This window comes from Pseudomonas sp. FG98 (genome assembly GCF_057808595.1).
Genome location: NZ_JBMDIJ010000013.1, coordinates 85,263 through 103,957 on the forward strand (window position 1 = coordinate 85,263; position 18,695 = coordinate 103,957).

Annotated in this window: 20 protein-coding genes; 12 read left to right on the top strand and 8 right to left on the bottom strand. The window is 64.1% G+C overall.

The features are described 5' to 3' along the window. The first annotated feature begins 74 nt into the window (after window positions 1-74). The 6 genes from hemA (at window position 75) to ACODSK_RS11715 (ending at window position 5,442) form a co-directional block, all read left to right on the top strand. Window positions 75-1,352 carry a glutamyl-tRNA reductase gene (gene hemA, locus ACODSK_RS11690; protein ID WP_489016126.1) on the top strand — a complete coding sequence of 426 codons (1,278 nt, stop codon included), beginning with the start codon at window positions 75-77 and terminating at the stop codon, window positions 1,350-1,352. Beyond that, a complete protein-coding gene (gene prfA, locus ACODSK_RS11695; RefSeq protein ID WP_489016127.1) occupies window positions 1,349-2,431 on the top strand; it encodes a peptide chain release factor 1 in 1,083 nt (360 codons plus the stop codon). Before hemA ends, prfA begins: the two co-directional genes overlap by 4 nt. Beyond that, entirely contained in the window at window positions 2,432-3,262 is an 831-nt protein-coding gene (gene prmC, locus ACODSK_RS11700) for a peptide chain release factor N(5)-glutamine methyltransferase (RefSeq protein ID WP_489016129.1), read from the top strand. After that, window positions 3,256-4,011 (top strand): molybdopterin-synthase adenylyltransferase MoeB, encoded by a 756-nt coding sequence (locus tag ACODSK_RS11705; protein ID WP_489016130.1) that lies wholly within the window; start codon window positions 3,256-3,258, stop codon window positions 4,009-4,011. Before prmC ends, ACODSK_RS11705 begins: the two co-directional genes overlap by 7 nt. Then, window positions 4,004-4,801 (top strand): glutamate racemase, encoded by a 798-nt coding sequence (gene murI, locus ACODSK_RS11710; protein WP_489016131.1) that lies wholly within the window; start codon window positions 4,004-4,006, stop codon window positions 4,799-4,801. The genes ACODSK_RS11705 and murI overlap by 8 nt, the downstream gene beginning before the upstream one ends. A 122-nt stretch (window positions 4,802-4,923) precedes the next feature. Next, window positions 4,924-5,442, top strand: coding sequence for an acyloxyacyl hydrolase (locus ACODSK_RS11715; RefSeq protein ID WP_489016132.1), 519 nt, complete (start codon window positions 4,924-4,926; stop codon window positions 5,440-5,442). Between the two features lie 63 nt (window positions 5,443-5,505). Here ACODSK_RS11715 and ACODSK_RS11720 read toward each other — a convergent pair whose 3' ends face one another. From ACODSK_RS11720 to ACODSK_RS11740, 5 genes are all read right to left on the bottom strand, one after another. After that, window positions 5,506-6,204 carry an SDR family NAD(P)-dependent oxidoreductase gene (locus ACODSK_RS11720; RefSeq protein ID WP_489016133.1) on the bottom strand — a complete coding sequence of 233 codons (699 nt, stop codon included), beginning with the start codon at window positions 6,202-6,204 and terminating at the stop codon, window positions 5,506-5,508. Next, window positions 6,188-7,633 carry a deoxyribodipyrimidine photo-lyase gene (gene phrB, locus ACODSK_RS11725; RefSeq protein WP_489016134.1) on the bottom strand — a complete coding sequence of 482 codons (1,446 nt, stop codon included), beginning with the start codon at window positions 7,631-7,633 and terminating at the stop codon, window positions 6,188-6,190. Before phrB ends, ACODSK_RS11720 begins: the two co-directional genes overlap by 17 nt. Next, window positions 7,624-8,544 carry a MerR family transcriptional regulator gene (locus ACODSK_RS11730; RefSeq protein ID WP_489016135.1) on the bottom strand — a complete coding sequence of 307 codons (921 nt, stop codon included), beginning with the start codon at window positions 8,542-8,544 and terminating at the stop codon, window positions 7,624-7,626. Before ACODSK_RS11730 ends, phrB begins: the two co-directional genes overlap by 10 nt. After that, entirely contained in the window at window positions 8,534-9,490 is a 957-nt protein-coding gene (locus ACODSK_RS11735; RefSeq protein WP_489016137.1) for a YbgA family protein, read from the bottom strand. The genes ACODSK_RS11730 and ACODSK_RS11735 overlap by 11 nt, the downstream gene beginning before the upstream one ends. A gap of 110 nt (window positions 9,491-9,600) precedes the next feature. Further along, entirely contained in the window at window positions 9,601-10,587 is a 987-nt protein-coding gene (locus ACODSK_RS11740; protein ID WP_489016139.1) for an NAD(P)/FAD-dependent oxidoreductase, read from the bottom strand. Between the two features lie 189 nt (window positions 10,588-10,776). On the opposite strand from ACODSK_RS11740, the gene ACODSK_RS11745 reads away from it, so the two are divergent. Both ACODSK_RS11745 and hemH read left to right on the top strand, forming a co-directional pair. Then, window positions 10,777-11,679 carry a TIGR01777 family oxidoreductase gene (locus ACODSK_RS11745; RefSeq protein ID WP_489016141.1) on the top strand — a complete coding sequence of 301 codons (903 nt, stop codon included), beginning with the start codon at window positions 10,777-10,779 and terminating at the stop codon, window positions 11,677-11,679. Between the two features lie 12 nt (window positions 11,680-11,691). Continuing rightward, entirely contained in the window at window positions 11,692-12,705 is a 1,014-nt protein-coding gene (hemH, locus tag ACODSK_RS11750) for a ferrochelatase (RefSeq protein WP_489016142.1), read from the top strand. 57 nt (window positions 12,706-12,762) lie between these two features. Here hemH and ACODSK_RS11755 read toward each other — a convergent pair whose 3' ends face one another. Together ACODSK_RS11755 and upp are read right to left on the bottom strand one after the other, a co-directional pair. Continuing rightward, window positions 12,763-14,037 carry a uracil-xanthine permease family protein gene (locus ACODSK_RS11755; RefSeq protein WP_489016143.1) on the bottom strand — a complete coding sequence of 425 codons (1,275 nt, stop codon included), beginning with the start codon at window positions 14,035-14,037 and terminating at the stop codon, window positions 12,763-12,765. Between the two features lie 2 nt (window positions 14,038-14,039). After that, entirely contained in the window at window positions 14,040-14,678 is a 639-nt protein-coding gene (upp, locus tag ACODSK_RS11760; protein WP_042127114.1) for a uracil phosphoribosyltransferase, read from the bottom strand. A gap of 166 nt (window positions 14,679-14,844) precedes the next feature. Between upp and ACODSK_RS11765 the strand changes: the two genes are divergently transcribed. The 4 genes from ACODSK_RS11765 to ACODSK_RS11780 all read left to right on the top strand — a co-directional run bounded on the left by ACODSK_RS11765 (window position 14,845) and on the right by ACODSK_RS11780 (window position 16,756). Continuing rightward, window positions 14,845-15,402 carry a hypoxanthine-guanine phosphoribosyltransferase gene (locus ACODSK_RS11765; RefSeq protein ID WP_489016144.1) on the top strand — a complete coding sequence of 186 codons (558 nt, stop codon included), beginning with the start codon at window positions 14,845-14,847 and terminating at the stop codon, window positions 15,400-15,402. Window positions 15,403-15,406: 4 nt separating this feature from the next. Beyond that, a complete protein-coding gene (locus ACODSK_RS11770) occupies window positions 15,407-15,880 on the top strand; it encodes a WbuC family cupin fold metalloprotein (RefSeq protein ID WP_489016145.1) in 474 nt (157 codons plus the stop codon). 53 nt (window positions 15,881-15,933) lie between these two features. Further along, complete coding sequence (locus tag ACODSK_RS11775) at window positions 15,934-16,404, top strand: hypothetical protein (protein WP_489016146.1); 471 nt, start codon at window positions 15,934-15,936, stop codon at window positions 16,402-16,404. Window positions 16,405-16,465: 61 nt separating this feature from the next. After that, on the top strand, window positions 16,466-16,756 hold the full coding sequence (locus ACODSK_RS11780; protein WP_489016147.1) for a PA4642 family protein: 291 nt from the start codon (window positions 16,466-16,468) through the stop codon (window positions 16,754-16,756). Between the two features lie 190 nt (window positions 16,757-16,946). Here the strand turns inward: ACODSK_RS11780 and mqo are convergent, their stop codons facing one another. Then, window positions 16,947-18,452 carry a malate dehydrogenase (quinone) gene (mqo, locus tag ACODSK_RS11785; RefSeq protein WP_489016148.1) on the bottom strand — a complete coding sequence of 502 codons (1,506 nt, stop codon included), beginning with the start codon at window positions 18,450-18,452 and terminating at the stop codon, window positions 16,947-16,949. Between the last annotated feature and the right edge of the window lie 243 nt (window positions 18,453-18,695).

The window sequence follows — 18,695 nt, forward strand, 5'->3', positions numbered from 1 at the left end:
TCGCGAGCGGTGGTTGTTCTGGAACCTGCGAAGTAGGACAATTATCGGCTTCACGTCACAACCAGCGACCTTGAATGGCCTTTCTTGCCCTCGGTATCAACCATAAGACTGCCTCGGTAGACGTACGCGAGCGCGTGGCGTTTACCCCCGAGCAGCTGGTCGAAGCCTTGCAGCAGCTCTGCCGACTGACCGCCAGCCGCGAAGCCGCGATCCTTTCGACCTGCAACCGCAGCGAACTGTACATCGAGCAGGACCACCTGGCGGCGGACAGCGTGCTGCGCTGGCTGGCCGACTATCACCACCTGAGCATCGACGAGCTGCGTGCCAGTGCCTATATCCACGAGGAGCACGACGCGGTCCGGCACATGATGCGGGTCGCTTCCGGGCTCGACTCGCTGGTGCTCGGCGAGCCGCAGATCCTCGGCCAGATGAAGTCCGCCTACGCCGTGGCGCGCGAGGCCGGGACCATCGGCCCGCTGCTTGGCCGGTTGTTCCAGGCCACCTTCAGCGCCGCCAAGCAGGTACGCACCGATACCGCCATCGGCGAGAACCCGGTCTCCGTGGCCTTTGCTGCGGTGAGCCTGGCCCGGCAGATCTTCAGTGACCTCGGACGCAGTCAGGCACTGCTGATCGGTGCCGGCGAGACCATCACCCTGGTTGCCCGCCACCTGCACGAGCAGGGCGTACGCCGCATCGTCGTGGCCAACCGTACCCTGGAACGGGCCAGCACCCTGGCCGAACAGTTCGGCGCCCGCGCGGTGCTGCTGGCGGATATCCCGCAGGAACTGGTCAACAGCGACATCGTCATCAGCTCCACCGCCAGCCAGTTGCCGATTCTCGGCAAGGGCGCGGTGGAAAGCGCACTGAAGCTGCGCCGGCACAAGCCGATCTTCATGGTCGATATCGCCGTCCCTCGTGATATCGAGCCGGAAGTGGGCGAGCTGGACGATGTCTACCTTTATACCGTCGATGACCTGCACGATGTCGTCGCGGAAAACCTCAAGAGCCGCCAGGGCGCTGCCCAGGCCGCCGAAGAACTGGTCAGCGTCGGCGTCGAGGACTTCATGTCGCGCCTGCGCGAACTGGCGGCGGTGGATGTCCTGCGTGCCTATCGCCAGCAGAGCGAGCGGCTGCGCGACGAAGAACTGCAAAAGGCCCAGCGCCTGCTGGCCAATGGCGCCAGCGCCGAGGACGTGCTGGTGCAACTGGCCCGCGGCCTGACCAACAAACTGCTGCATGCGCCCAGCGTGCAGTTGAAAAAGCTCTCCGCCGAAGGCCGCCTCGATGCGCTGGCCATGGCCCAGGAACTCTTTGCCCTCAACGAGGGCCCCACGGATAAATCCCCGCAATGAAAGCGTCGCTGCTGAAAAAACTGGAAATCCTCCAGGACCGCTTCGAGGAACTGACCGCCCTGCTCGGCGATGCCGAGGTCATTTCCGACCAGACCCGCTTCCGCGCCTATTCCCGGGAATATGCCGAAGTCGAGCCGGTGGCCGCCGGCTATGTGCAGTGGCGCAAGTTGCAGGACGACCTTGAAGGCGCCCAGCTCCTGCTCAAGGACAGCGATCCCGACCTGCGCGAGATGGCCGTGGAGGAAGTCCGCGAGGCCAAGGAGCAGTTGCTGGTGCTGGAAGACCACTTGCAACGCCTGCTCCTGCCGAAAGACCCGAACGACGGGCGCAACGTGTTCCTGGAAATCCGCGCCGGGACCGGTGGCGACGAGGCGGCGATCTTCTCCGGCGACCTGTTCCGCATGTATTCGCGCTACGCCGAGCGGCGTGGCTGGCGCCTGGAGATCCTCTCGGAGAACGAGGGCGAGCACGGCGGCTACAAGGAAATCATCGCCCGGGTCGAGGGCGAGAGTGTCTACGGCAAGCTCAAGTTCGAGTCCGGCGCTCACCGGGTGCAGCGGGTTCCGGAGACCGAGTCCCAGGGCCGTATCCACACCTCGGCCTGTACCGTGGCGGTGCTGCCGGAGCCGGACGAGCAGGTAGCGATCGAGATCAACCCGGCCGACCTGCGTGTCGATACCTATCGCGCCTCCGGCGCCGGTGGTCAGCACGTCAACAAGACCGACTCGGCGATCCGCATCACTCACTTGCCCACCGGCATCGTCGTCGAATGCCAGGAAGAACGCTCCCAGCACAAGAACCGCGCCCGGGCGATGTCCTGGCTGTCGGCCAAGCTCAATGACATGCAGACCAGCGCCGCGCAGAACGCCATGGCCTCCGAGCGCAAGCTGCTGGTGGGTTCCGGCGACCGCTCCGAACGGATCCGTACCTACAACTATCCACAGGGCCGGGTCACCGATCACCGCATCAACCTGACCCTGTATTCGCTGGACGAAGTGCTGGCGGGTGGCGTGGACGCTGTAATCGAACCGCTGCTGGCGGAATACCAGGCCGATCAACTGGCCGCACTGGGTGACTGAATGACCATTATCGCCAGCCTGCTCCGCGGCGCGGAGCTTCCCGATTCGCCGACCGCGCGCCTCGACAGCGAACTGCTGCTGGCCGCCGCCATCGGCAAGACCCGCAGCTACCTGCATACCTGGCCGGAACGCATCGTCAGCAGTGAAGCGGCGCAGACCTTCGCCGACTACCTGCAACGACGCCGTGCCGGCGAGCCGGTGGCCTACATCCTTGGTCAGCAGGGGTTCTGGAACCTCGACCTGGAAGTGGCGCCGCACACCCTGATCCCGCGTCCGGAAACCGAGCTGCTGGTGGAAACCGCCATGGCCCTGCAGCCCGCCGCCAACGCCCGGGTCCTCGATCTCGGCACCGGTACCGGCGCCATTGCCCTGGCCCTGGCCAGCGAGCGCCGCGAGTGGCAGGTGACCGCCGTTGACCGGGTGCCGGAGGCCGTGGCCCTGGCCGAGCGCAATCGCCAGCGCCTGCAGCTGGACAACGTCAGCGTGCTTGCCAGCCACTGGTTCAGCGCCCTGGATGGTCAGCGCTTCGAGCTGATCATCAGCAACCCGCCGTATATCGCCGCCGAAGACCCGCACCTGGTCGCCGGCGACGTGCGCTTCGAGCCGAGCAGTGCCCTGGTGGCCGGCGCCGATGGTCTGGACGATCTGCGCCAGATCGTGGCCAAGGCACCCGAGCATCTGGTCGAAGGTGGCTGGCTGCTGCTGGAGCACGGCTACGACCAGGCCGCGTCGGTGCGCGAGCTGCTGGCCCGGCACGGTTTCGAGCAGATCGAGAGCCGTCTCGACCTCAACGCCCACGAACGCATCACCCTGGGGCGCCTGCCGTGCTGACCGACGAGGAACTGCTGCGTTACAGCCGGCAGATCCTGCTGGCGCAGATCGATATCGACGGCCAGTTGCGCCTGAAGCAGGCCAGTGCGCTGATCGTCGGGCTTGGCGGGCTTGGCTCGCCGGTGGCGCTGTATCTCGCCGCGGCGGGTGTCGGCAGCCTGCACCTGGCCGACTTCGACACCGTCGACCTGACCAACCTGCAACGCCAGATCATGCATGACGGCGCTTCGGTCGGCCGGTCCAAGGTGGACTCGGCGCTGGACCGCCTGGGTGCGCTGAACCCGGATATCCAGTTGGTCGCCCATCGTCGTGCGCTGGACGAAGACTCCCTGGCCGCGGCGGTGGACGCCGTCGACCTGGTGCTGGATTGCTCGGACAACTTCGGCACCCGCGAAGCCGTCAACGCCGCTTGCGTCAAAGCCGGCAAGCCGCTGGTGAGCGGTGCGGCGATTCGTCTGGAAGGGCAGTTGTCGGTGTTCGATCCACGGCGTGCGGAAAGTCCCTGTTATCACTGCCTGTATGGCCATGGCAGCGAAGCCGAGCTGACCTGTAGCGAAGCTGGTGTGGTCGGTCCCCTGGTCGGCCTGGTCGGTAGTCTGCAAGCGCTGGAGGCCCTGAAGCTGCTGGCCGGATTCGGCGAGCCATTGGTGGGACGCCTGCTGCTGGTGGATGCCCTCGGCACGCGCTTCCGCGAACTGCGGGTCAAACGCGATCCAGCCTGCGCCGTGTGCGGAAGCAGCCATGGCTGAGCCTTCGGCGCCGGTCGGCGTGTTCGACTCCGGGGTCGGCGGTCTGTCGGTACTGGCCGAGATCAGCCGCCTGCTGCCCAACGAGTCGCTTCTTTATGTAGCCGACTGCGGCAATATCCCCTACGGCGAAAAATCCCCCGAGTTCATCCGCCAGCGCTGCCGTCAGGTTGCCGGATTCTTCCAGGAGCAGGGGGTCAAGGCCGTGGTCCTGGCCTGCAACACCGCCACCGTGGCCGCCGCTGCCGACCTGCGCGAGCAGTTTCCACACTGGCCGCTGGTGGGCATGGAGCCGGCGGTCAAGCCGGCGGCCGCTGCGACCCGCAGTGGCGTGGTCGGCGTGCTGGCCACCACCGGCACCCTGCAGAGCGCCAAGTTCGCAGCATTGCTCGATCGTTTCGCCACTGATGTCCAGGTGGTGACCCAGCCATGCCCCGGCCTGGTCGAACTGATCGAATCGGGCGACCTGAACAGCCCGGCCCTGCGCCAGTTGCTGCTGGGCTATGTCGAACCTTTGCTGGCGGCCGGTTGCGACACCATCATCCTCGGCTGCACCCACTATCCCTTCCTGCGTCCGCTGCTGAGCCAGATGGTTCCGGCCTCGGTGGCGATCATCGACACCGGTGCCGCCGTTGCCCGGCAACTGCAACGCCTGCTCGCCGAACGCAACCTGCTGGCCAGCGGCCCGGCGCGCCCCGCCGAGTTCTGGACCAGTGCCGATCCCGAGCATTTGAAAAAGATCCTGCCGTTGTTGTGGAATAAATCTGACCGTGTGCAAAGCTTCAGTCGGTAATCGACAAAATTTTCACAAAAAGTTGAAAAACCACTGAACTCCTTTGTAAGCGCTGATTTCTACTACGTTGTCTGATGGGACAAAAAAACCAACAAGCAGGATTTCTATAAAGGACGTTTCTCATGAAGAAACTGATTTGTGCGGCTGCGCTTGCAGTTGCAACCCTGGGGCAAGCATTCACTGCGCAGGCTGCGGACCTGACCTTTGCGGTCGGCCAGACCAGCGACTCCACCATGACCTACCGACTCGGCCTCGAGTCCAACTGGGATGCCAGTTGGTGGCAGACCAGCGTTGGCCGCCTGACCGGCTACTGGGATGCCGGCTACACCTACTGGGATGGTGACAAGACATCGAGCAACCACAGCCTGTCGTTCGCGCCGGTGTTCGTCTACGAGTTCGCCGGCGAGTCGGTCAAGCCGTACATCGAGGCGGGCATCGGTGTCGCGGCGTTCGCCAATACCAAGCTGGAAAGTAACAACCTGGGCGGTTCCTTCCAGTTCGAAGACCGCATCGGTTTCGGCCTGCGCTTCGCCGGAGGCCATGAAATCGGTATCCGCGCGATCCACTACTCCAATGCCGGGATCAGCCAGCCCAACGACGGTGTCGAGAGCTATGCCCTGCATTACCGCATGGCGCTCTGAGGCATGAGCGATTAAAAAGAAACCCCGCCGGATCCGGCGGGGTTTCTTTTTGTCAGGGCTGTTTTATCGTCGCAGTGGCCACAGACTGCTGACCGACAACGCCTCCAGCACCATTTCAGGCATGCGCTGCGGCAACCGGTCGATGATCGCCAGTGCCGCGCTGTCGGCCGTCCATTGCTGAGGCACGGCAATGCTCAGGGTCACCGGCTTCTTCAAGGTTTGTGGCGCGATCAGGGTCAGGTCGATCTCCTGTGGCGAAAGCTGGCTGCGGGTTTCGCTGAACCATTGCCCCAGGCTGTTCTGCGCGCTTGGCCATTGGCTGCTTTCATGCTGTTGCAATGCCGTGATGCTGCTGAGAATCCCCACCACGTGCGCCTTGCGGCCTGCCAGCAGCAGCGGCAGTGCGCTGTCCAGGCAATGCGCGCTGGCCGCGACGTTGCTGGCGATCAGCGCTTCGAGCATCGCGGTACCGGTGGTGTGCGGGTCCAGGTAGTCGCAGGTGCCGGCGTTGAGGATCAGCAGGTCAAGTGCGCCCCAGTGCTCGTGGATGCGCCGGCTCATCGCCTCGGCATGTGCCGGGTCGCTGAGGTCGCCGTCCAGCACCAGGCTGCGTGGCGATAAATCCTCTGGTAGTGCATCGAGAGGGGCGCGTCCGCTGAGCGCCACGTGATGACCAAGGGTGAGCAACTGCAAGGCCAATGCGTGACCGAGGCCATTGCTGGCACCGGTGACCCAGATTCGTTTCTTATGCTCGGTAGTCACGGTCGTTCTCGACTTCTAGATCTTTTGGGAGTTGTTTGAATGCCTCGATTGCGCGCCGTCGGCTCATGCCCAGATCGACAATGGGTTGTGGATAACCCTTCACCGAAAACAGGCCGCCGGGGCTGTGGATTTCCTTGTCGTCGAGGTCTTTCAGCTCCGGCAGCCAGTGTCGCAGGAAGCGTCCCTTGCTGTCGAAGCGTTCCGACTGGCTCACCGGGTTGAATACCCTGAAATAAGGCACTGAATCGGTTCCGGTAGAGGCGCTCCACTGCCAGCCACCGTTGTTGGCGGCAAGGTCGCCGTCTATCAGATGACGCATGAAAAAACGTTCGCCTTCGCGCCAGTCGATCAGCAGGTTCTTGCTCAGGAACATGGCCACGACCATACGCAGACGGTTATGCATCCAGCCGGTGGCAAGCAATTGGCGCATGGCGGCATCGACGATCGGCACCCCGGTGCGGCCTTCCTGCCAGGCCTTGAGGTCCGCCGGGGCGTTGCGCCATTTCAGCGCTTCAGTGGCCGGGCGGAAGGCGCGATGGCGCGAGACCCGCGGGTAACCCGTCAGCACATGCTTGTAGAACTCGCGCCAGAGCAGTTCGTTGATCCAGGTGACCGCGCCGGGATTGCCGCTTTCGAACTCGCCGTGATTGCTGGCCAGGGCGGCGTGCAGGCACTGGCGAACCGAAATCACCCCGGCGGCCAGATAAGGCGAGAGCTGGCTGGTGCCATCCACTGCGGGCAGGTCCCGTTGCTGCGGGTATTCGGCCATGGCGTCTTCGGCGAAATCCTTCAGGCGCCGGCGCGCGTGGTCTTCGCCGGCGGGCCAGTGCTCGCGCAGGGTTTCGGCTGGTGTCGGAAAACCTTTGATGGCCTCGGGTACCTGGTCACTGGCGATTTGGGTCTTGTCCTGCTTGCGTGGCAGCCGCTGCAAGCCGGGCAGGGCATGGTGCAGGCGCTGGTAGCAGACCTTGCGGAACTGGGTGAAGACCTTGAAGTAGCCATCGCTTTTGGTCAGCACGGTGCCGGGCTTGAACAGCAGCTGATCGAGGTAGCTATGCAGGCGGATATCGTGATCTCGCAGCAGCTCGCCGACCTGGCGGTCGCGCTGCTCCTCGTGGATGCCGTACTCCTCATTGATGTGCACGTCCTGTACGTCATGTTCGCGACAGACGTCGTGCACCACTCGCGCTGCGCTGCTCCAGTGCTCGGCGTGGCGGATCAGCAAGGGGATGTTGTAGTGGGCCAGGGCGTCCTTCAGTTCGCGCAGGTTGCGCAGCCAGAAATCCACCTTGCACGAGGCATCGTCGTGGTCTTTCCATTGGCCGGGGCTGATTAGCCACAGGGCCAGGGTCGGCCCGCGCTCGCTGGCGGCGGCAAGCGCGGTGTTGTCGTGAATGCGCAGGTCGTTGCGCAGCCAGATCAATTGCATGAAGTGTTTCCAGTCGGAGAGGGCCGGACGAGCGTCCCAAGGCCGTGCAGTCTGCGCTGTGCCGCCAGCGGCGAGTCGAGCAGATGCCAGTCGGGGGCATTGTCCAATGCGTGCTTATGTAAGGTGACCGCAGCGCCGAACAGGAGTTTCGGCACCTTGAGCGGATTCAGGTCGCGGCGCAGCTGTTCGCAGTCGGCGACCTGGTTGACGCTGAGCAGCAAAGCCGCAGCGTTGAGCCGATCCGCAGCCAGGGCCAGGTCCCGGCCGTGCAGCGGAAGGTCCAGGACCTCCACCGGACAACCGCCATCGCTGACCAGCCAGGCGCACAGCCACAGGTAGGGATCGAAGAATTGGCCGCCGACGCTGACCAGCAATGCCGGTGCGCCGTTCAACTGGCGGTTGTTGTGATAGACCCGCAAGCCCAGCTTGCTGCGCAGCCAGCTGTGGAAGAACGCTTGCTCCACCCGGGCGCAGGGGTGGACCTGCCAGCGCACTTCCAGCTCGCTCAACAGCGGTAGCAGCAGTTGCTCGCACAGGGTGGACGCCGGGTACAGCGCCATGGCCTGGTTGAACTGCTGGTCGAGCTGGCGTTCGGCGAGGCGGGCGATGCAGTTGGTCAGCAGGGCCGACAGCGTTTTCCAGTCGTCCGTGCCCTGCTGGGTGCTTGGTGGCGGGCCGTTGTCCAGCAACGGCAGGACCTGGCTGACTGCAACCCCGCGGTTGAGCCAGGACAGGATGGTCTGGATGCGTTGCACCTGGTCGCTGCTGTAGAGCCGATGGCCCTTGCTGGTGCGTTGCGGGATCACCAGACCGTAGCGGCGTTCCCAGGCGCGCAGGGTGACCGGATTGACCCCGGTCAGGCGGGCGATCTCGCGGATCGGCAGCAGGGCGTCAGAGGGGTCAGATGGCATTGCGCAAGCTCAGGTTTTCCGGGTGTGGCTGCAGGTAGACCTGGGTCAGCAGATAGGGATCGGGGTGATGCCGCAGGTGGTGCTTGAGCAGGGTCAGGGGGACCACCAGCGGCACCACGCCGGCCATGTACTGATCGATCAGGGTGCGGATCTCCTGTTTGTCCTGCGGTCCGAGGAAGCGTCGCAGGTAGCCGCTCAGGTGCATCAGCACGTTGCCGTGGGTACCCCGGCTGGCACAGCGCGACAGGGCAGTCATCAATTGGCTGAAGTAGCGCATGCCCAGTTCCTCGGGGTCGTCCTGGCGGGTCATGCTGCCCAGCAACTTGCCGAGCACCTTGTACTGCTCGGGGTTGTGCGCCATCAGCTGGTACTTGTAGCGCGAGTGGAAGGCGATCAGTGCATGGCGGCTCAGGCCCTCGCCGCGCAGGCGCTGCCAGTCGGCATAGGCCAGCACGCGGGTGATGAAGTTTTCCCGCAGCACCGGGTCGCACAGGCGACCTTCTTCTTCCAGCGGCAGGTCCGGGCGCAGTTCGCGAAAGCGCGCGGCATACAGGCCGCTGGCGCGCTGGCGGGCGGGGTAGCCGTTGTCCTGGTAGACCTTGATCCGTTCGAGGCCACAGGAAGGCGACTTCTGCATGAAGATGTAGCCGCAGATATCGTCCAGCTCGGCAGCGGCGTGCTCGGCGTAGTCGCGCAGGGCATCGGACACGTCCAGGGAGGGGTCGCGGCTGCCGGTGGCGCGGGGGTGATCAGGGTCGCCAGTGAGATGGATCGCCGCCCGTGGCGTACCGAGGCCGATCGCCACTTCCGGACAGACGGGTACCAGTTCGAAGTGCTCGGCGAGGACGTCGGTGCACAGACGGGACTGTTTGTGGCCGCCGTTGAAGCGGACTTCTTCACCGGCCAGGCAGGCGCTGAGGGCGATTTTCGGTTTGTGGTCGAACATGCGGGAGCGGCCTTTCTTGTACAAAGACAAAAACCTGTACAACTTTGCTCAGCATAGGCTCAAGGTTGTACAAGTCAATATCCCTGTAGAGGCCAGAATGCCCGCAGGGTTTATTCCAGGTGTTCGATCAACCGGCGTGCGGCTTCCTGGCCGCTGAGCCAGGCGCCTTCGACCCGGCCGGACAGGCACCAGTCGCCACAGGCATAGAGGCCCAGGTCGGCGTCGGCCAGCACGCCCCACTCATGGCTGCCGGCGGGGCGGGCGTAGAGCCAGCGGTGGGCCAGGGTGAAGCTTGGCGCGGGTACGGCGCAGCCCACCAGCTCGGCGAAATCGCCCAGCAGTTGCTCGATCACCGCTTCCTTCGGCAGGTCGATGTGCTGCTTGCTCCAGGTCGAGGTGGCGTGCAGTACCCAGGTATCGAGGTGTTCGTCGCGGCCCGGTTTGCTGCGGTTGCGTGCCAGCCAGTCGAGCGCGCAGTCCTGGACGAAGCAGCCTTGCATCGGGGTATCGAGCGGGGTGTCGAAGCCGAGGGCGATGGCCCAGGTCGGTTCCATCTGCACGCCGGCGGCAGCGGCGGCGAGCTTCGGCGTGGCGGCCAGCAGCGGCGTGGCCTGGGGCGCGGGGACGGCGACGATGACCCGGCTGAACGGGCCATGGCTGCAGCCTTCGGTGTCCTGCAGATGCCAGTAATGCTTGCCGCGGAAGACCTCGCTGATGCGGCAACTGAAGTTCACCGTGACGTCCTTGAGCAGGCCGCGGGTGATTGCGCTCATGCGCGGTACACCGACCCAGCGGGTCTGTTCGTCGGGGGAGGGGGTGAGTTGGCCGTCGCGGTAGTTGTACAGCTGCGGCTTCCATTCGGCGACCCAGCCCTTGTTCTGCCAGTGCTGGACCTGCTCGACGAAGCGGCGGTCGCGGGCCGTGAAGTATTGTGCGCCAAGGTCCAGGGCGCCCGCGTCGCTGCGCTTGCTGGCCATGCGTCCGCCGCTGCCGTGGCCCTTGTCGAACAGGTGCACGGTCAAGCCTTGCTTTTGCAATGCCTGGGCTGCGGAGAGTCCGGCGATGCCGGCACCGATGATGGCGATAGGTACAGTCATGATGGCCTCTTTGAACCTTTATCAGTACAGACAGCCGTGCTGTCGACAAACCTGTACAACTCTGAAGTTCTGTATAAGATTGTCCGGCTCGCTACGACGGGTTGGCCTATGTTTATCCCAGAGTGAACGGTCAAAAAAGTGCCTTGCTCTTAAAAATAGACCAGCCCACGCCATACAGAGGACACGGCCATGAATATATTGCTGACCGGCGGTACCGGCCTTATCGGACAGCAGCTGTGTCGCCACTGGCTCGACCAGGGGCACCAGCTGACCGTCTGGAGTCGTCGTCCCGAACAGGTTGGAAAGCTGTGTGGCAGCGGAGTTCGCGCTATCGGCCAATTGCAGGAGTATGGCGACGGTCCGCTGGATGCGGTGGTCAACCTGGCCGGTGCGCCGATCGCCGATCGACCCTGGACCGCGTCGCGCCGGGCCCAGCTATGGGGCAGCCGGATCACCCTGACCGAACACCTGCTGGCCTGGCTGGAACGCCGTGAGCAACGCCCGGCGGTGCTGGTTTCCGGCTCGGCCGTGGGCTGGTACGGCGATGGCGGCGAGCGCGAGCTGACCGAAGCCTCGCGGCCGGTGAAGGAAGACTTCGCCAGCCAGCTGTGCATCGCCTGGGAGGAAACCGCTCAGCGTGCCGAGGCCCTGGGCATTCGCGTGGTGCTGCTGCGCACCGGTCTGGTGCTGTCCGCCGAGGGCGGCTTTTTGTCGCGCCTGCGCCTGCCGTTCAAACTCGGGCTGGGCGGGCCTATCGGCGATGGTCGGCAATGGATGCCGTGGATCCATATAGAGGATGAAATCGCCCTGATCGATTTTCTCTTGCAGCGCGATGACGCCAGCGGTCCTTATAATGCCTGCGCTCCGGAGCCGGTGCGCAACCGCGAATTCGCCCGCCGCCTGGGTCGCACCCTGCATCGTCCGGCGTTTATGCCGCTGCCCGCGCTGGTACTCAAGGCTGGCCTTGGCGAGTTGTCGACGCTGCTGCTCGGTGGTCAGCGCGCCCGCCCGGTACGAGCCCTGGCGGCGGGTTTCACCTTCCGTTTCAACGATGTGCAATCGGCGCTGGACGACTTGTCCCGGCGCCTCTGAAAAGGATGTTGCATGACCGATCATGCTCTGCTGCTGGTCAACCTGGGTTCGCCGGCGTCCACTTCCGTCGCCGATGTGCGCCGTTATCTCAATCAGTTCCTGATGGACCCTTACGTCATCGACCTGCCCTGGCCGGTGCGGCGCCTGCTGGTGTCGCTGATCCTGATCAAGCGCCCGGAGCAGTCGGCCCATGCCTATGCCTCCATCTGGTGGCCGGAGGGCTCGCCGCTGGTGGTGCTGACCCGGCGCCTGCAGGAGGCCATGCGCGCCCATTGGCGTCATGGTCCGGTGGAGATCGCCATGCGCTATGGCGAGCCGGCATTGCCCTCGGTGCTGCAGCGCCTGGCCGCCCAGGGCGTGCGCAAGGTGACCCTGGCGCCGCTGTATCCGCAGTTCGCCGACAGCACGGTGACCACGGTGGTGGAACTGGCCAGGGCGACCATCGCCGAACACAAGCTGCCGCTGGAGATGGCCGTGCTGCAGCCGTTCTACGACCAGCCCGAGTACATCGACGCCCTGGTCGCCAGCGCCAGGCCGTGGCTGGAGCAGGATTTCGATCACCTGCTGCTGAGCTTCCACGGCCTGCCGGAGCGGCACCTGAAGAAGCTCGACCCCACCGGCAAGCACAACTTTCAGGACGCCGATTGCTGCCGTGACGCCTCGGCCGAGATGCTCGCCGTCTGCTATCGCGGCCAGTGCCTGCGTACCGCCCAGACCTTCGCGAAGAAGATGGGCCTGCCGGACGGCAAGTGGTCGGTGTCGTTCCAGTCGCGCCTGGGCAAGGCCAAGTGGATCGAGCCCTACACCGAGGCGCGTCTCGACGAACTGGCCAAGGCCGGGGCGAAGAAGCTGTTGGTGATGTGCCCGGCCTTTGTTGCCGACTGCATCGAGACCCTGGAGGAGATCGGTGATCGCGGCCGCGAGCAGTTCATCGAGGCAGGGGGCGAGGAGCTGACCCTGGTGCCGTGCCTGAACGACCACCCGCAATGGGTCGAGGCGCTGACCACGCTCTGCGAGCGGGCCTGAAAAACAGAAGGGGCTGCACATGCAGCCCCTTCTGTTTTCAATGGATGATCGCCTGGCTCAAGGCAGGTGATCGTCCATCACCTTGTTTTTCCAGCCATCGTTGCCCGGCAGCAGCAGGTTCAGGGCAATGGCCACCACCGCGCACAGGGCGATGCCTTTCAGGCCCCAGTCGTCCGGGCCGTCGCCGCTACCGACCAGCACACCGCCGATACCGAACACCAGGGTCACCGAGACGATCACCAGGTTGCGCGCTTCGCTGAGGTCGATCTTGTGGCGGATCATGGTGTTCATGCCCACCGCCGCGATCGAGCCGAACAGCAGGCAGAGAATGCCGCCCATCACCGGTACCGGAATGCTTTGCAGCAGCGCGCCGAACTTGCCGATGAAGGCCAGGGCAATGGCGAAGACCGCCGCCCAGGTCATGATCTTCGGGTTGTAGTTCTTGGTCAGCATCACCGCGCCGGTGACTTCGGCGTAGGTGGTGTTGGGCGGGCCGCCGAACAGGCCGGCGGTGGTGGTGGCAATGCCGTCACCCAGCAGGGTGCGGTGCAGGCCAGGCTTCTTCAGGTAATCGCGACCAGTCACGCTGCCGACCGCGATGACCCCGCCGATATGCTCGATCGCCGGTGCCAGGGCCACCGGAACGATGAACAGGATGGCCTGCCAGTTGAACGCCGGAGCGGTGAACTTCGGCAGTTCCAGCCACGGCGCTGCGGCGATCTTGGCCACGTCGACCACGCCGAAGGCGAAGGACAGGGCAAAGCCCACCAGCACGCCGGCAATGATCGGCACCAGGCGGAAGATGCCCTTGCCGAATACCGCGACGATCAGGGTGGTCAGCAGCGCCGGCATGGAGATCATCATCGCCGTGCTGTACGGCAGCAGCACCGTGCCGTCACCGGCCTTGCCCATGGCCATGTTGGCGGCGATCGGCGCCATGGCCAGGCCGATGGAGATGATCACCGGGCCGATCACCACCGGTGGCAGCAGGCGATCGATAAAGCCGGTGCCCTTGATCTTCACCGCCAGGCCGAGGAAGGTGTAGACGAAGCCGGCAGCCATCACCCCGCCCATGGTCTCGGCCAGGCCGAACTGGCCCTTGGCGAGGATGATCGGGGTGATGAAGGCGAAGCTCGACGCCAGGAACACTGGCACCTGGCGGCCGGTGACCACCTGGAACAGCAGGGTACCGAGGCCGGCGGTGAACAGCGCGACGTTGGGATCCAGGCCGGTGATCAGCGGCATCAGCACCAGGGCGCCGAAGGCCACGAAGAGCATTTGTGCACCAGAGACGATCTGCCGCCAGAGCGGGTCGTTGAACTCGTCCTGCATGCTCAGGTGTCCTTCTGCTTGGTGCCGAAGATCTTGTCACCGGCATCGCCCAGGCCAGGGATGATGTAGCCGTGTTCGTTCAGGCGCTCGTCGATCGAGGCGGTGTACAGCTTGACGTCCGGGTGGGCCTTCTCGACCACGGCGATGCCTTCCGGTGCGGCGACCAGGACCATGGCGCGGATGTCCTTGCAGCCGGCACGCTTGAGCAGGTCGATGGTGGCGACCATGGAGCCGCCGGTGGCCAGCATCGGGTCGATGATCAGCGCCAGGCGCTGGTCGATTTCCGGGGCGAGCTTTTCCAGGTAGGTGTGCGCTTCGAGGGTTTCCTCGTTGCGCGCCACGCCCACGGCGCTGACCTTGGCGCCCGGGATCAGGCTGAGGACGCCGTCGAGCATGCCGATGCCGGCGCGCAGGATCGGCACCACGGTGATCTTCTTGCCGGCGATCTTCTCGACCTGGACCTTGCCGCACCAGCCATCGATTTCGTAGTTTTCCAGGGGCAGGTCCTGGGTGGCCTCGTAGGTCAGGAGCGCGCCGACTTCCTGGGCGAGTTCGCGAAAGTTCTTGGTGCTGATATCGGCACGGCGCATCAGGCCGAGCTTGTGGCGGATCAGCGGATGGCGGATCTCACGGATGGGCATAGGGGGAGGGCTCCGGAATGCGGGCAAAAAAACCGCGCTAGATTAATCTATTCGGTTGCATGTGTCCTATAGGCATACTGGACGTTAGTCCAGAAATGCTTGATCTGGTGCGTGTGGATGCGTACCTTTGCCCGCTTTTCCAAATCCTGACCACTTGGAGAGCATCATGTCCGCTGATCTCGAGCACATCCGTCAAGTCATGCGAGAAGCCGACTGCCTGTACAACGAGGCCGAAGTCGAAGCGGCGATCGCCCGCGTTGGCGCACAGATCAGCGACAAGCTCGCCGACAGCAACCCGGTGGTGTTCTGCGTGATGAACGGCGGCCTGATCTTCGCCGGCAAGCTGCTGACCCACCTGCAGTTCCCGCTGGAGTCGTCCTACCTGCACGCCACCCGCTACCGCAACCAGACCAGCGGCGGCGATCTGTTCTGGAAGGCCAAGCCGGAAGTCTCGTTCATCGACCGCGACGTGCTGATCATCGACGACATCCTCGACGAAGGTCACACCCTCAGCGCCATCCTCGACTTCTGCCGTCATGCCGGTGCGCGCAACGTCTATACCGCCGTGCTGATCGACAAGGACCATGACCGCAAGGCCAGCCCTGACCTCAAGGCCGACTTCACCGGCCTGAGCTGCATCGACCGCTATGTCTTCGGCTACGGCATGGACTACAAGGGCTACTGGCGCAACGCCAATGGCATCTACGCGGTCAAGGGACTCTAAGCTCATGCGCCAGCCCGGTTTCCTCGATCAGTCGTTGTTCGCCGCCATGGCGCAAAAGGCCGCGCAAAGTCCGCGCGGCCGTCAGCACCACAACTTCCACGAAATGGACGAGCCGTGCCACCGCATGGCCGTCGGTTTGCAGCCGGAAACCTACATCCCGCCCCATCGCCACCAGTCCCTGGACAAGGCGGAAACTCTGGTGGTGCTCAAGGGCAAGCTGGGCCTCCTGATCTTCGATGAGGCCGGTGCGGTGGTGGACAAGCGTGTCCTCCAGGCCGGTGGCGAGTGTGTCGGAGTCGATTTGCCGGTCGGCATCTTCCACGGCCTGGTGGTGCTGGAGCGCGACAGCCTGCTGTTCGAGTGCAAGGCCGGTCCGTACCGCCCGGTGGGCGAGGGTGATATGGCGCCCTGGGCGCCGAAGGAAGGCGAGGCCGAGGTGGCTGCCTACCAGGACTGGATGCGCGCGCAGTTCGATTGATTCCCGCGAGGGTCGTCATGCTAGAGTGCCAGGCCGCCTACAAGGAGCCTGTCATGCGTGCGATCCTCCCGCTTCTCCTGTTCATCAGTCTCCCCGCGGCCGCTGCTGCACCGATGCACAGCCAGTTCCTGCCGCCAGATGAGCTGGCCGTGCGCCAGGACGCCCCGGAAACCCAGGAGCTGCTGCAAGTCACCCACTATTCGGTGGTGGTGGGCAACCAGCGCCAGTCCAACCAGCAGCCGCTGCCGATCACCTCGTCGCTGACCATGCGCCTCAAGGGCAAGCCCCTGAGCCAGGGCGCCAGCATCAACCAGGTGGTGATCAGTTTCGACGGCGAGGGCAAGAGCCTGCGCAAGCCGGTCTACGACAGCGCGACCCGCACCCTGACGCTCAACTATGCCCCCGCGCAGTACCAGGTGATTCTCGACCTGTTGCGCAACGACACTGTCTACGTGCAATTCCTCAGCTACGGCAACGGCCATATCTGGGCCGATCTGCATACCGGAACCCTTCGCACGCGCTGAGTGGCGGGGTACACTCCCGGCCCATTGGAAAATGTCCCTGATGGTTCAGTTGGAGTCGGTAATGCGTAAAGACAAGAAGCAGGTGATTGGCGACGAAATCAGCGACGACTACGTCAAGTCGTTCCTTATCTACGAGCCGGCCGACGGCCTGACCTCGCCTTCGCACCACAAGCTGATCAAGGGCTACCGCGGCCTGCGCATCGACGACTTCGAGCGCTATGTCGGCTTCTTCGTCGAAGCGGGCTATGACCTGGACGGCAAGGACGAGCACGGCAAGACCTTCGTCGAAGTGATCGCCGATCAGCGCAACGCGCCGGAATACATCGAGATCATCGACAAGGCCCGGGGCTGAACTGAACAACTCTCTGTGGGAGCGGGTTCACCCGCGATGCGTCAGTGGATTCACCACCGCAATCGCGGCGGTCCGGCGTTCCGGTGAACCCGCTCCCACAGGGGCCTTGTCGAGCTTTCCAGTGATGTAAGCATCACAAATCGCCAGACATAAAAAAACGCCCAGAAGGGCGTTTTTTTATCGGAGCAGATCAGACGTAGCTGGGCGCCGGGCTGCTTTCGACCAGGCCCAGGGCCTCGTCGTTGTACGCTGCGATCTTGTGGTACAGATCGGCGTCGGCGGCCAGGACCTTTTCCCGTGCAGGGAAGATTTCCTTGAGCTTTTCAGCCCACTCGCCCTTGGCTTTGTCGGCGAAGCAGCGTTCGATCAGTTCCAGCATGATCGACACGGTCACCGAAGCGCCCGGCGAAGCACCCAGCAGTGCGGCCAGCGAGCCGTCCTGCGCGGCCACCAGTTCGGTACCGAACTGCAGGATGCCGCCTTTCTTCGGGTCCTTCTTGATGATCTGCACGCGCTGGCCAGCCACTTCCAGGCGCCAGTCCTCGGCTTTCGCCTCGGGGTAGAAGCGGCGCAGGGAGTCCAGGCGCTGCTCCATCGACTGCATCACTTCGCTGACCAGGTACTTGGTCAGGTCCATGTTGTCGCGGGCCACGGCCAGCATCGGGCCGATGTTGCCCATGCGTACCGACAGCGGCAGGTCGAGGAACGAACCGTGCTTGAGGAACTTGGTGGTGAAGCCGGCATAAGGCCCGAACAGCAGGGACTTCTTGCCGTCGACCACGCGGGTGTCGAGGTGCGGTACCGACATCGGCGGTGCGCCCACCGCAGCCTGGCTGTAGACCTTGGCCTGGTGCTGCTTGACGATTTCCGGGTTGTCGCAGCGCAGCCACTGGCCGCTTACCGGGAAGCCACCGAAGCCCTTGCTTTCCGGGATGCCCGACTGTTGCAGCAGCGGCAGGGCCGCGCCACCGGCGCCGAGGAACACGAAGCGGGCGTCGACGTCACGGCTGCTGCCGCTGTTGACGTCCTTGACGCTGACGGTCCAGCCGCTGCCGTTACGGCGCAGGCCGGTGACCTTCTTGGAGTACTTGACCTGTGCGTCCGCGGCGTTGCCCAGGTGCTTGAGCAGCTTGTTGGTCAGGGCCCCGAAGTTGACGTCGGTGCCTTTCATCACGCGGGTCGCGGCGATCTTCTGGTCAGCCGGGCGGCCCGGCATCATCAGCGGCATCCAGTCCTTCATCACCGATTGGTCTTCGGTGTATTCCATCTCGGCGAAGGCGTGGTGCTGCTTGAGCAGCTCATAGCGCTTCTTGAGGAAGGCGATACCTTTGTCACCCTCGACGTAGCTCAGGTGCGGCACGGGGTTGATGAACGCCCGTGGCGAACTGAACGCGCCTTTCTTGCTCAGGTAGGCCCAGAACTGCCGGGATACCTCGAACTGGGTGTTGATGTGCACCGCTTTCTTGATGTCGATGCTGCCGTCGGCAGCCTGAGGCGTGTAGTTCAGTTCACACAGCCCGGCATGGCCGGTACCCGCGTTGTTCCACGGATTGGAACTTTCCGCGGCACCCGAATCCATCAACTCGACGACTTCCAGCTTGATCGCCGGGTCGAGTTCCTTGAGCAGCACGGCCAGGGTGGCACTCATGATGCCCGCGCCTACCAGTACTACATCGACTGCTTCGTTCTGCGCCATTAACGCATCTCCAAAATCATCAGCACCTAATTGACAGCATAGGATCCCGGTCACGCGGGATCGCCATATCCGCTACTTCACAGTTTTTCCAACGTTCACGGACACTGCCAGCCGGGCTCTCTACGTTGCATATGAACGCATCCAGCGGCCGGTGCGGCAATTCGACTTATGGTCGAGGCGCCCGTCGTGCGCTGTGGACCGGCCTCAGTCGTTCACCTCGGATGAGGACTGATACCAGCTGCT